The 12927-nt window shown below is 42.1% G+C and carries 13 protein-coding genes; 6 read left to right on the top strand and 7 right to left on the bottom strand.

Annotated elements, in window-relative coordinates; translation table 11 throughout:
* Positions 1 to 176: 176 nt before the first annotated feature.
* On the bottom strand, positions 177 to 2375 hold the full coding sequence (locus ACZW67_RS13270; RefSeq protein ID WP_465183639.1) for a malate synthase G: 2199 nt from the start codon (positions 2373 to 2375) through the stop codon (positions 177 to 179).
* A gap of 706 nt (positions 2376 to 3081) precedes the next feature.
* On the opposite strand from ACZW67_RS13270, the gene ACZW67_RS13265 reads away from it, so the two are divergent.
* On the top strand, positions 3082 to 3747 hold the full coding sequence (locus ACZW67_RS13265) for a MiaE family protein (protein ID WP_465183641.1): 666 nt from the start codon (positions 3082 to 3084) through the stop codon (positions 3745 to 3747).
* Positions 3748 to 3927: 180 nt separating this feature from the next.
* On the opposite strand, the gene ACZW67_RS13260 is transcribed toward ACZW67_RS13265, so the two are convergent.
* The 6 genes from ACZW67_RS13260 to mtgA form a co-directional block, all read right to left on the bottom strand.
* Entirely contained in the window at positions 3928 to 4128 is a 201-nt protein-coding gene (locus tag ACZW67_RS13260) for a hypothetical protein (protein WP_465183638.1), read from the bottom strand.
* Between the two features lie 64 nt (positions 4129 to 4192).
* Positions 4193 to 4492 carry a hypothetical protein gene (locus ACZW67_RS13255; protein WP_465183637.1) on the bottom strand — a complete coding sequence of 100 codons (300 nt, stop codon included), beginning with the start codon at positions 4490 to 4492 and terminating at the stop codon, positions 4193 to 4195.
* A 113-nt stretch (positions 4493 to 4605) separates the two neighbouring features.
* Positions 4606 to 4857, bottom strand: a complete 252-nt coding sequence (locus tag ACZW67_RS13250; RefSeq protein ID WP_465183636.1) for a hypothetical protein — start codon at positions 4855 to 4857, stop codon at positions 4606 to 4608.
* A gap of 56 nt (positions 4858 to 4913) precedes the next feature.
* Positions 4914 to 5084 carry a hypothetical protein gene (locus ACZW67_RS13245; RefSeq protein ID WP_194197795.1) on the bottom strand — a complete coding sequence of 57 codons (171 nt, stop codon included), beginning with the start codon at positions 5082 to 5084 and terminating at the stop codon, positions 4914 to 4916.
* A 275-nt stretch (positions 5085 to 5359) separates the two neighbouring features.
* A complete protein-coding gene (ppk1, locus tag ACZW67_RS13240) occupies positions 5360 to 7534 on the bottom strand; it encodes a polyphosphate kinase 1 (protein WP_465183640.1) in 2175 nt (724 codons plus the stop codon).
* A 103-nt stretch (positions 7535 to 7637) separates the two neighbouring features.
* A complete protein-coding gene (gene mtgA / locus ACZW67_RS13235) occupies positions 7638 to 8315 on the bottom strand; it encodes a monofunctional biosynthetic peptidoglycan transglycosylase (protein WP_110923155.1) in 678 nt (225 codons plus the stop codon).
* Between the two features lie 367 nt (positions 8316 to 8682).
* On the opposite strand from mtgA, the gene ACZW67_RS13230 reads away from it, so the two are divergent.
* The 5 genes from ACZW67_RS13230 to ACZW67_RS13210 form a co-directional block, all read left to right on the top strand.
* A complete protein-coding gene (locus tag ACZW67_RS13230) occupies positions 8683 to 8991 on the top strand; it encodes a glutaredoxin family protein (RefSeq protein WP_465183635.1) in 309 nt (102 codons plus the stop codon).
* A 38-nt stretch (positions 8992 to 9029) separates the two neighbouring features.
* Positions 9030 to 10229, top strand: coding sequence for an alpha-hydroxy acid oxidase (locus ACZW67_RS13225; RefSeq protein ID WP_465183634.1), 1200 nt, complete (start codon positions 9030 to 9032; stop codon positions 10227 to 10229).
* Between the two features lie 136 nt (positions 10230 to 10365).
* Positions 10366 to 11346 (top strand): rhomboid family intramembrane serine protease, encoded by a 981-nt coding sequence (locus ACZW67_RS13220; protein WP_465183633.1) that lies wholly within the window; start codon positions 10366 to 10368, stop codon positions 11344 to 11346.
* Between the two features lie 114 nt (positions 11347 to 11460).
* Positions 11461 to 12273: a MipA/OmpV family protein gene (locus ACZW67_RS13215; RefSeq protein WP_465183632.1), complete on the top strand. Its 813-nt coding sequence runs from the start codon at positions 11461 to 11463 to the stop codon at positions 12271 to 12273.
* A 335-nt stretch (positions 12274 to 12608) separates the two neighbouring features.
* Positions 12609 to 12927: PIN-like domain-containing protein (locus ACZW67_RS13210; protein ID WP_465183631.1), on the top strand; the 319-nt coding region annotated here is incomplete at its 3' end.

The following is a 12927-nucleotide window of genomic DNA, read 5'->3' as shown; positions in this document are numbered from 1 at the left end:
TAATATTAAGTAAAAACCAAAAAAAACGCTATTTATATAAAAATAAATAGCGCTAATAAAACATTGATAGTCTCAATTTTAATACATATGGCAGTCACAAACCAGCAAGATAGTATAATATACTATCCTACTCATTTGTTTAATTCTGCCTAAAAGATGATGCCTAAGCTATCATTTTAAGCATTTTTCTTTAGATCAAGACGTGCCTGGTGCAGCAATGGTTCAGTGTAACCACTAGGTTGCTCACGACCTTTAAACACTAAATCACAAGCTGCCTTGAACGCATAAGAGTTTTCGAAATCACTGGCCATTGGCTGATAATCACTGTCACCAGCATTTTGCTCATCAACGACTTTTGCCATACGCTTCATCGTCTCAAACACTTGCTCCTCAGTGATCACATTATGATGCAGCCAGTTAGCAATATGTTGACTGGAAATACGTAGCGTTGCACGATCTTCCATAAGACCAACATCATCGATATCAGGTACTTTAGAGCAACCAACGCCTTGGTTTACCCAACGTACGACATAACCTAAGATACCCTGCGCATTGTTCTCTAATTCTTGTTGCTTTTCTTCTTTAGACCAGTTGGTGTCTTTCGCTAATGGAATGGTTAAGATATCGTCCAAGCTAGCACGCTCACGTGATTTTAGGCTGTCTTGTACTTCTGTCACATTTACTTGATGATAGTGCATGCTGTGCAAGGTTGCTCCTGTTGGTGACGGTACCCATGCCGTACTGGCACCAGACTTAGGATGCGCGGCCTTGGTGTCCATCATCTCTTTCATTTCATCAGGCTTCGCCCACATGCCTTTACCAATCTGAGCAACACCCTGTAGACCTGTCTCAAGCCCAACATCTACGTTCCACTGCTCATAGGCTGGCTGCCACGCTTGTGACTTCATCTCACCTTTTGGTACAAATGGGCCTGCATTCATACTGGTATGCATCTCATCACCTGTACGGTCGAGGAAACCAGTATTGATAAAAATCACACGCTCTTTGGCTTGGCGAATGGCTTCTTTTAAGTTGACCGTCATGCGACGCTCTTCATCCATAATGCCGATTTTAAGGCTATTGCGCTCAAGCCCTAATAAGTCTTCTGAGGCATTAAACAAGTCATTGGCCATTTTGACTTCTTCAGGGCCATGCATTTTTGGCTTAACGATATACATTGAGCCTTTGCGTGAATTCGATAGTGGGTTTTTACCTTTTAAATCATTTAAAGACAATAATGGTGTGATTAAGCCATCCATCAATCCTTCAAAGATTTGTTCTTGACCATTACCCAAATCTACTAAGATTGCTGGGTTTTGCATCAAATGACCGACGTTACGAATGAGTAGTAACGAACGACCCGGTAGGATAAGCTTGCCGCCATCTGGCGTGGTGTATTCGCGGTCTGGGTTTTGTTTACGAGTACGCGTCTTGCCACCTTTTTCGAAGGTTTCTTGCAAGTCCGCATTCATCAAACCAAGCCAGTTACGATAGACTTCAACTTTTTCTTCAGCGTCAACCGCAGCGACTGAATCTTCACAATCTTGAATGGCTGTAATCGCTGACTCAAGTAAGACGTCTTTGATATTTGCAGGATCATCTTTACCGACTGGATGGTTGGTATCGATTTGGATTTCGGCATGCAGATTGTTGTTCTTTAATAAAATACCTGTTGGTGCTGCGGCATCACCCACAAAACCGACAAATTTTTCAGTGTCTTTTAGCGAAGTGCTGCTATCACCTTGGATAACTTCAAGTGCGCCATCAACCACTGCAAAGCCTGTCGCATCATTGTATGAACCTGATGCTAGCGCAAAGTTTTCATCTAAGAATGCTTTTGCATAAGCAACGACGGCTGCACCGCGAGTTGGGTTGTAACCGCCTGTTGCTTCTTGACCATTATCATCACTGATGACATCAGTACCATATAAGGCATCATACAAACTACCCCAACGTGCATTGGTTGCGTTCAGTGCGTAACGAGCATTGCGCACGGGTACGACTAGCTGTGGCCCTGCGATATGAGCAATCTCATCATCAACGTTTTGTGTGCTAACTTTAAAGTCATCGCCTTCTGGTAATAGATACCCAATCTCTTGTAAAAATGTCTTATACGTAGGGTAATCGATTTCGCCGTCTTTGGCAGGGTTGTCTAGATGCCACTGATCAATCTGTGCTTGAATTTTGTCACGAGTCTCAAGCAGTGCCTTGTTGCGCGGGGTAAACTCTTTAATGACTTTTTCGAAACCTGACCAATAACTGTCTGAGTCAACACCGACTTTCGGTAGCACTTCGTTTTCAATAAAGTCATACAATTGCTGGTCGATGGCAAGGATGCCTTTTTGAATACGATTGGCGTTAGAAGACTGGCTCATGTTGTTATCCTTATCTGTTCGTGAGAGTGTAAATACGAAGTTGCTACCGCAATGATTAAACATTGTCGGTCTTAGACATCTATTCCAAGTTTAGATGCAATACGAATCAAACCTGTTGTTCTATCATATAAGTTTGTCATGAATAGCGCTTTAAACATTTGTGCTATGCTACTAGCATACATTTTTTGCTGCATTGAAGCACGCTTGCTAATAACATTATAGAAAACGATACAGATCATAAATATAGCTATTTATTTCAAACGGCCTATACCTGTGTATCAATAGCTTTATGTCATATTGGCATGAGTTATAATGCTCACTATCCATCACTAAGCGATGACTGATATATCAATAGTAAGAAAGATTCTGCTTTAGCAAAATCTTATCCTACTATCAAATAAAGAAATAAACAAGAAAACACCATTCACTAAGTAAATGTTGGGGTTGTATAATTATGATGACCTATAAGCTGTCGAGCCTAAAGTCTATTCTCAGTGATTTTATATGCACAGACAATTAGACCCAGATAAACAGTAAGTAATCATTACTGTATCGACTTATAGTTATTAGTTATCTATCTCATTTTTATGTTTAGCCAATACCTATCAAATACTTAACCTTGACAGAGAGTATGAACGAAGAAAATATGAAACCTATTAACAGCAGTGATAACGCCTTAAACGATGAACTTATGAACGACAACGAGATGGTAAAAGACAGCGTAGAAAAAGACAGTGTTGATATCACTCAGCTACGTACGCCCATCAAAGTAGACCTATCTCCTATTTATAATTTCTTGGGTGCTCGAACCACACAGGCTTGGGTAGATGCTGCGATTAATAACTTGCCATTAATTATTCAGGATCATGCCAATTGCGAAAAAAAAGCAGCAGGCACTGCCATGAATCTCATATTCCGCTATGAGTTTTCCTATGATTTGCAGTGTAAGCTGGCGCAGTTGATACGTGAGGAGATGCTACATTACGAGCAGGTATTGGGCATCATGAATGACCGTGGTCTGGAGTGGAAATACCTCAGTGCGGGACGCTATGCTAAAGGCATGTTAAAACACAAGCGCACTTACGAGCCGGCAGCGATGGTCGATGTGCTAATCATTGGAGCATTCATTGAAGCACGCTCTTGCGAACGATTCGCGTCGCTAGCTGAGGTTATCAATGATGAGCGCTTGGCAAAGTACTATCGTTACTTACTTAAGTCAGAAAGTCGTCATTTTGAGGATTACTTGGCCTTGGCTCAATCACTATCTGAAGACAATATCGATGAAAGAGTGGCCTTCTTTAAAGAAGTGGAATCAGAGTTGATATCCAGTCCAGATACCGAATTGCGCTTTCATAGCGGTACACCTGCTTAGATATTGTTGATAGTTGTTTAGATACTGGTAATCGTTTAGACAAATAAAAAAAAGTTATACTAGGGTTCAAGATATTTATCTTGAACCCTAGTATAACCTTTTCTGATTCTGATTAGATCTGTCTATTGACGTTTTTGCTTATGACATTTTTGTTAAATCCAGAACCGTCACAATAAATCACTATTTGTCGTCTTTCATTAATGGACTGTCATACTGTTTATGGTTTTTGGCAATATTATGTGGGTCGTGATCGTCCGTGGCTCTTTCTGCAGCAGCAGGATTAGCTTTCTGTAAGGCATCATCAGCGACAATGCCATTGTTATCATCTGCATCTTTTAATTTATGACTCTCATTCACTGCCTTATCATCTGGCATGCTCATAATGACACCTCACTCTCGTCGCTATTATTGTTGTTTTATCTACATATAAATTACTGAGTAAATACTATCTGTCTTTTTCATCAGGGTTCAACACACGTGATTGCGCATTATCAGCGTTTGCATAACGGTTTAGATTATTGATACCTTCACTTTTAGAAGGCTCGCTGCCAACTGTATGCTCATTAATACCGTCATCAAAAGCATTGCCTTCTTGGTCACGGCGATCAGGCTGACGGGCAGGATTATCATTGTCATTTACGTGTTCTGAACGAACAACCCCTTCTTCAAACGTGTCCGTTCCTTTGTTCTCAGTGATATTCTCTTCTATCTGGTCATCTGATAATGCTGATTTTTTGTTTTCCATGGTCATATCCTTATTATTTTTATTCGTCTCTTTTTAACGACTATGTCAATTATCGTTAAAAGTTATTTATCATTAAAAGCTGTTTATCAAATTCATCCGACATCAGCCAATCTTTACTCGTTACCTTTTTGGCTCAAGTCGTGGACATTTAAGTCCGCAACATTTTTGCCACCCGCTGGTAAGTCTTCTTCTTTGCGTGGATCAACGTAGATTTCATCTGTTTCTTGTGAGTCTTGCTGTGGACCATCAATGTCCGGCTCATGTTTACGGCCTTCGTAACTGTCCTGCGCATTATTTGGATGTGATGCTGCCAAATCATTGACTACTACTTTTTCTTCATTGTTTGACTGACTATCAATTGTCATAGCATGTCCCTCTCGTTGATATGTTAAAAATTAAATCAAAGCATTTCTTACCGTGACTATTTGTCAGTGCGTAGTTCATCTTCAATGAAAGGGGTTTTCTCTTCTTCACTCAACGATTCAGGCGCATCTACTTTTTTATCACTCTTGAGATTTTGTGCAATTTGTTTGCTGTCAGCATTTTCTGCTGCTTGTTTGATATCTGAGCTGTCGTTGTTTGTCGTACTCATAATGATTTCCCTATTTTTATAATTCATTGGTTTTACTTGTTTTTTATATAGCTGCCTATCTAGCAGGACTGATATTGATTATAAGTAGAACGTTGCGTACCTCACCAGTGTACTGCCGTATCAATATGTGAATAAATGTGAGGTTACAAGACAGTTTGTAACTTATACAAATCATTTGCCCAAATAAAAACCAAGCGCCAGTACTTACCAGCGCTTGGTTTTGTTACTTCATTTGCAACTTCTAATGCCATCAAAGATATTATTTACAGAGTGAACTAGACTGAATCTCCCACCCCATTGATAACCTTTAATAGGTGTTCTTGGGCGATATACGGTGTTTCACCCGCTACTGGTTGCAGATGTGTCCACACACCATTGCCATCCAGCGTCCAAGCTTGAGTATTGTCTTTTAGATAACTGAGTAATCCATCTTGATAGACTTGCTTAAACAGTTTTTTGTCTTCAATAGGAAATGCCACTTCTACGCGATGAAATAGATTGCGATCCATCCAGTCAGCACTGCCGCAATATAGACGCTCATCACCATTGTTATAAAAATAATAAATACGCGTATGCTCTAAAAACCGGCCAATCACAGAGCGCACGGTAATATTTTCAGACAGGCCTTTTACTTGTGGACGTAGACAACACATAGAACGCAAAATCAGCTCGATTTTGACCCCTACTTGCGAGGCGTCATATAACTTAGCAATCAGTCGACGCTCAGTCAGGGCATTGACTTTCACAATAATATGAGCACGTTTGCCTGCTTTTGCATGTGCAATTTCATCATCGATAAAGCGTATCAATTTATCATGTAACGTAAATGGGGCATGCAGTAGCTTTTTAAGATTGGCAGGTTTGCCCATCCCTGTCAGCTCTTGGAATATTTTATGGACGTCTTCTGAGATGTCAGGATCTGCGCTAAACAAACCATAGTCGGTATAGACTTTTGCGTTGGCTGCATGATAGTTACCCGTACCCAAATGCACGTAACGGCGGATACGGTCATCCTCACGGCGAACGATGAGCATGAGCTTGGCATGGGTCTTATAACCGACGATACCATAGACCACAACCGCGCCCGCTTCTTGCAAATAGTTGGCAACAGCAATATTAGAGGCTTCATCGAAACGCGCACGCAGCTCGATAACGGCGGTCACTTCTTTACCATTACGAGCAGCAGCGGCAAGTGCTTTGACGATTTCTGAATTGGTGCCTGAACGATATAGCGTTTGCTTAATTGCTAGCACTTTTGGATCACTGGCGGCTTGCCATAATAGATTGATAATTGGCGAAAATGCATGAAAAGGGTGATGTACGAGCACATCCTTTTTGCGCATAGCGGCAAACATACTGGTCGCTTTGTCCAGTTTGTCCATCTCACGGCGGAACTCTTTCGGTATCACATGGGTGAACGGCTCATAGCGCAGCGCTGGAATATTAAAATCAAACAGCAACCGTGTTAAGTTGACCGGACCATTGACGCGGTATAGCTGATTGTCATGTAGCTCAAACTCATTGAGTAGATAATCACTAATATGCGTCGGACAGTCCATGGTGACTTCTAGACGAACCTTGTCACCAAAGCGTCGATTCTCTAGCTCACCCTCTAGCGCTTTGGCAATATCTTCGACATCATCAGCCAGATCTAAATCGGCATTACGGGTCAGCCGGAATTGATGGCACCCCGTCACATTCATACCAGGGAATAGCTCGCCGATATGCTCATGAATGATGGCAGATAGCATGACGTGATGCTCTTTGCCGCCTGTCAATTCATCAGGTAGACGAATCACACGTGGCAGACTGCGCGGCGCTGGCACAATCGCAAGATTGATATCACGACCAAACGCATCTTTGCCTTCTAAGGTAGCGATGAAGTTTAAGCTTTTATTAACCAAACGCGGGAACGGATGCGCAGGATCAATACTAATCGGCGTCAACACTGGCGATACTTGCTCAGTGAAATAGCGCTTCATCCAAGCCGACTGCTTGGCATTCAGCTCATCGCGTTTTAGATAACGGATGTCTTCCTTAGCAAGCGCGGGCAAGACATCTTCGTTAAGAATACGATACTGCTCATCGATAGCATCATGCATGACCGTGGATATCTCATTCAACACTTCACTAGGGCGCATACCGTGGACACTGGTCGAGACATCACCGATATTAAGCTTTTGCATCAGGCCTGCGACCCGAATCTCAAAAAACTCATCGATGTTTGATGAGAAAATAATCAAGAAAAACAGGCGCTCAAGTAGCGGATGGCGAGGACTGGCCGCCTGAGCTAGCACACGTAAATGAAACTGCAATAAAGACAGGTCACGGTTGATATAGCTGCTCGGTGAATAGCTGCCGTCTTCTGAGCGCTGCCATGCCACTGTGGTCAAATTCTCATGGTTGCCCTCTTTATGAGCTTTATGGTCAACAGCCACAACGTCATTCACATTGCTATCACTACTTTGCTCTTTATTCACATCTAACACGTCATTAGTCCTTTTACTGTATCGATACGCCATCATCTGTTATAGGGTCATTAAACTAGGGTGACTATGGCAACACTGCGTTTTTCATACGCTTCTTAACGATGCTCTGTTTGTTACGTAATCGTCTATCGCCCTGATTGTCTTCGTAATATTTTGGATTGGTCAACATAGAAATAAGCAAAGCTGACTCATCACGGTTGAGGTTGGCAGCCGACTTATCAAAATAATGATGCGCTGCTGCATCGATACCATAAATACCATTGCCAAACTCTGCTACGTTGAGATAAGCAGCCAAGATACGCTGCTTGTCCCATAGCGTCTCAATCATCACGGTAATTATGGCTTCTTCGCCTTTACGCGCGTACGAGCGATGCGAGGTCAAAAATAAGTTTTTTGCGAGCTGCTGAGTAATCGTTGAGCCGCCAGCAGACGCCTTACCTGTCTCTTCGTTTTTCTTACGTGCGGCTTTAATACCTTTGAAATCAAAACCACTATGTTGGCTAAACGTCGAATCCTCACTCACTATCGCCGCTTGTTTGGCAGACTTTGCAATGGCATCATAATCGGCCCACGTCTGCGTGACCGTGCCACCCGTTAGGCGATGCGACAACATAAACATGCTGTTATTGATCGGCTGCGTTTTCCAAATTAACAGCAGTCCAGCGACTAGCACGTGAAATGCCACGACTAACAGTATCAATACCAATAATAGTCGTTTGAGAAATTTGCCAAAACTTGCCATGCGCGATATCCAAATGTTAAAAAAGGTAATAAGATGAAGTAATAAGTCAGTAATGAAAAGCAGCAGGTCATCTTACCTAATCTCACAATCGCTGTCATTATTTACCCTACTTCTTTATCATGTCATAACGGTGAAATAGGGTGTTAATTTTTTATTAAAATTCTAGGGCGTGTCCTCAATTCAATCGATAGTCATCTAAATGGGTTAAAAATGGCTAAATCTTGCCAAACGGCGTCAAATAGCTGACTAATATCTTGATATTATCTGCGCTATTTTCCTTGTTTGACTGCAATTTATCTCATTTCTAAAATGAGGACACGCCCTAAGACAGCCCTTTTGTGACAAGCATTAAAACAAGAGAACAACTATGTACGATGATAATAATATAAAAGAGCTACGAGCACGGATCATTGAAAAAACCCCTAGACTCAATGCTGATCAGGATAAATGGTGGTTGCTAGGCACGTCTGGCTGTCATCTATGTGATATCGCCGCGCAACTGCTGACACAGTTTCAAGCAGTACAGCCCGTTACCTATCACGATGTCGATATCGCTAATTTTGATGAATCTCTGATGATGCAATTTGCCACCACGATTCCCGTTATCTTGACACCATCAAAGCGATTAAATTATCCGTTTTCGGTACTGGACTTACAGCAACTGCTCAGTCAATAATATTAAAACAGTCATAAAAACCAGATAGTGGGAACGCCATGAAAGACTTAACGCCTATTTTAAAAAAGATTACTGAAATCGAAGACTTGCGCCGAATCGCCGAACGCAAAGTACCGCGTATGTTTTATGATTATGTCGATTCAGGCTCATGGACCGAAACCACTTATCGTAGTAATGAAACTGACTTTGACCGTATCAAGTTGCGTCAACGGGTCTTGGTCGATATGGACAACCGCAGCCTGGCGACACAGATGATTGGCGAGTCAGTCAAGATGCCAGTTGCGATTGCCCCGACAGGGTTTACCGGCATGATGTGGGCGGATGGCGAAATTAAAGCTGCTCAGGCGGCTGAAAAATTCGGTGTGCCCTTTTCACTCTCGACCATGAGCATCTGCTCTATCGAGGATGTCGCTGAAAACACCAGTGCGCCATTTTGGTTTCAGCTGTATGTCATGCGTGATCAGGATTTTATGGCCAATCTGATTCAACGGGCAAAAGACGCTAATTGCTCGGCACTGATACTAACGGCCGACTTGCAAGTCATGGGGCAACGCCATAAAGACATCAAAAATGGTTTGTCCGCACCGCCGAAACCCACGCTCTCCAATATCATTAACCTAATGACCAAGCCGCAATGGTGCATGAACATGTTAGGCACCAAACGCCACAATTTTGGTAATATCGTTGGTCATGCAAAAGGCGTTGAGGATTTGTCCTCATTAAGCTCATGGACCGCAGAGCAGTTCGACCCGCGGCTGAGCTGGGACGATGTCGCCCGTATCAAAGATGCATGGGGTGGCAAGCTGATTATAAAAGGCATTATGGAACCTGAAGATGCCATCATGGCTGCTCGTAGTGGCGCTGATGCACTGGTCGTCTCCAATCACGGAGGTCGTCAATTGGATGGCGCGCTGTCTTCCATTTCTGCGCTTTCTGACATCGTGCAAGCGGTCCATGCCGAAAATAGCGATATAGAGGTCTGGTTAGACAGTGGCATTCGCTCTGGTCAAGACGTATTAAAGGCTATATCGCTTGGTGCAAAAGGCACGATGATTGGCCGAGCGTTTTTGTATGGTCTTGGCGCTTATGGTGAAGATGGCGTACGCCGCGCACTTGAGCTCATCTATAATGAATGTGATATTAGCATGGCGTTCTGTGGTCATACCGATATCAATAACGTCACAGATGATATCTTGGTAAAAGGCACTTATGAAAATCTCAAAATTCCTAATTATTAGAAACACCATCTTTATTACTAAAACTGTCAGTCATTCACTTGCCAAGCTTTAAAACGCGCTGGCAGGTTGAGGCATAACATTATCTGACCATACCCTTTATACTCTACTCATAACCTTTCATTAATAGTTAGCTTTTATGACCATTCAACAATTATTCAAAACAGCGCCCGTCACTACTCTGCTATTGGTCAGCTTTATTGGCCTATTCATTATGCAGGTGCTGACAGGCGTCGATGCCAATAATCCATCGACAGAGGCCTTGCTAAAATGGGGCGCGAATGCGTTGCCTTACACCATGCAGGAACAACCATGGCGGCTGGTGAGCAGTGCATTTTTGCATATTGGCTTGATGCATTTGTTGTTTAATGGCTTTGCCATGTATTTCTTTGGGCAAGTTGCCGAGCCGATGTTTGGTTCAGCCAAGTTTTTGGCATTGTTTTTATTGTCCGCAATCGGTGGCAATTTACTCAATAGTTATGTGACTTGGCAGAGTCTTTTGGATGGTACGGGACAGCCTGGACTGTCGGCTGGTGCCTCTGGTGGTATTATGGGTATTGGCGCGGCATTATTAATCGCTGCCCTGTTTAAAATATCAGTGAATGGTATGGTGCTTAATCTCAAAAGCTTGATATTTATCATGGGTATTAACTTGGTTTATGGTTTTGCCGTACCGGGTATAGATAATGCGGGTCATATCGGTGGTGCTATTACCGGACTAATCATCGCACTGGCTTTCGCGATTGCTTACCGTCAGCGTTTGGCTGTTACTCTACAAAATGCAGCCATCTATCAAAACCAAAATCTACACAGCTATCAAACGACCTATATCAATCAACCGCCTAGCATTGATAGTTACTCAACTCGTCAGGCTACTGATTTAGACACGACCGATTCACATAGCGATGATACTTATGCTCAAAGTAGCACTGGAACGGATGCAGGGTCAGATATCAACACTGCTCATGCCAACAGCATCACACCAAAAACACCTATCAAACCCTCGTTTATCTGGCAGTTATTGCCATGGCTAGCGATGTTATTGATCAGTATTGGCTTTGTCTGGTGGTGGCAAGATATTCATTATCAGATACTACAAATATTAAAAGCTATTGAGTAAACGCCCATACTTATCTATCATGGCTCAACGGCTTCTTAGTTTGGCTTTCCCTACTCGCTTATTGCTACCTAATTGTTTTATCTTATGACGACCACTCCTTTACGAGATTCTCTTATGTTTACACTTGCAGCGCTACCTCATATCTCTACGCGTACTATGTTCAATGCGTTAACCGCTACTGCGTTACTCAGTGTGGCTAGCCTGTCTAACGCTGCGATTTTTAATGATAACTTACCGACTGACAAAGATGCTGTATTAAGCGTCGGCGTCAACGTCATGGCGGTTAAATCAGCTTATGATTTAGAAGACGATACCGAGGTCAATGTGTTACCCGGTGCATTTTATGACAATAACAGATTTTATGTGCGCGGCGCGCAAGCGGGTGTCTACGCGATCAATGATGGTGTCAATCAGTTGTCTGCCTATGCCAAACTCGCTGGTTCTGAATTTGATCCTGATGATGCCAACGGTGCTCTTCAAGGTCTTGACGAACGCAAATCATCAGCAGAAGCGGGTCTGAGCTATCAGCGTCGTACATCTGTTGGTGGTATCCGTGCTCAGATAGGGACTGATGTATTAGATCGTAGTGGCGGCAACACGGCTCGCCTTACGTATCTGGCTAGAATCATTAAAGGCAATCTAACGGTCTATCCAAGCATTGGCTTTGAATATCATGATGCTGACTACAACGAATACTATTATGGCGTCAGTGAAAAAGAGTTAGCGGAAACAGGCGTTGCCGCTTATAAATCGAATTCGAGTGTCAATCCTTATGTGAACATCAGTGCCAATTACGATTTCAATGATCGCTGGGCAGGGTTTGCCAATCAAAGCGTGAGCTATGTACCGAATGAGCAGTATGATAGCCCAATGGTCGACTCACGTACTGAAGCAGCGACCACGCTTGGTTTGCTTTATAAGTTCTAATTAGGCCTAGATTGTTATAAAAAAAGACCTTGTCACGTAATGTGGTGAGGTTTTTTTTATTGAATAATTTTAATTTTAGGGTGCGCCTAGCGCATCGCTAAAATGAGTAATACTCAATAGACTCGGTATCAGTTACAGAAACAAAGTTACTAGTCTCAACTAAAAAGCACCTTTTAAGCAACTCGTTAAACTAACACATCAATAAGCCATCGTAATTACTAGCAATTATTAATTACTTGAAATATAGTGTTAGTATAGATAAGCTTTTCGAAGCTCAAAACCAAATACACACCTCAATCTATTTAATAACCTTTTAAATATATATAAGAAAAAATATGAAATCACAATTTCCAGGATATTTTAAACCAACAGCAAAAGAAACAACTGATTTGTGGGAAAATGCATTATTTGTATTTGATGCAAATATTTTATTAAACCTCTATCGTTATTCAGATGAAACTAGAGATGATTTTTTTAAAATTTTAGAGAAGGTAAAACACAGGATTTGGCTACCCAATCAGTCAGCAAGTGAATTTTTTGAAAATAGACTTAATGTAATTTATCAGCAAGAAAAGTCATACGAAGAAGCAGAAAAGTCTTTAAAAACACTTGAGACAGAATTTAAAAACTCTCGTCAGCATCCTTTTATAACTA

The sequence above is a fragment of the Psychrobacter sp. TPE 89C genome, assembly GCF_055522395.1.
This window is presented reverse-complemented; position numbering and strand designations above follow the sequence as displayed.

Excerpts from the sequence above, each read along its gene's own strand:
- ACZW67_RS13260 (WP_465183638.1), bottom strand. The coding sequence starts at position 4,128 with ATGAGCATGCCAGATGATAAGGCAGTGAATGAGAGTCATAAATTAAAA.
- mtgA (WP_110923155.1), bottom strand. The coding sequence starts at position 8,315 with ATGGCAAGTTTTGGCAAATTTCTCAAACGACTATTATTGGTATTGATA.
- ACZW67_RS13250 (WP_465183636.1), bottom strand. The coding sequence starts at position 4,857 with ATGACAATTGATAGTCAGTCAAACAATGAAGAAAAAGTAGTAGTCAAT.
- ACZW67_RS13255 (WP_465183637.1), bottom strand. The coding sequence starts at position 4,492 with ATGGAAAACAAAAAATCAGCATTATCAGATGACCAGATAGAAGAGAAT.
- ACZW67_RS13220 (WP_465183633.1), top strand. The coding sequence starts at position 10,366 with ATGACCATTCAACAATTATTCAAAACAGCGCCCGTCACTACTCTGCTA.
- ACZW67_RS13265 (WP_465183641.1), top strand. The coding sequence starts at position 3,082 with ATGGTAAAAGACAGCGTAGAAAAAGACAGTGTTGATATCACTCAGCTA.
- ACZW67_RS13215 (WP_465183632.1), top strand. The coding sequence starts at position 11,461 with ATGTTTACACTTGCAGCGCTACCTCATATCTCTACGCGTACTATGTTC.
- ACZW67_RS13225 (WP_465183634.1), top strand. The coding sequence starts at position 9,030 with ATGAAAGACTTAACGCCTATTTTAAAAAAGATTACTGAAATCGAAGAC.
- ACZW67_RS13230 (WP_465183635.1), top strand. The coding sequence starts at position 8,683 with ATGTACGATGATAATAATATAAAAGAGCTACGAGCACGGATCATTGAA.
- ACZW67_RS13245 (WP_194197795.1), bottom strand. The coding sequence starts at position 5,084 with ATGAGTACGACAAACAACGACAGCTCAGATATCAAACAAGCAGCAGAA.
- ACZW67_RS13270 (WP_465183639.1), bottom strand. The coding sequence starts at position 2,375 with ATGAGCCAGTCTTCTAACGCCAATCGTATTCAAAAAGGCATCCTTGCC.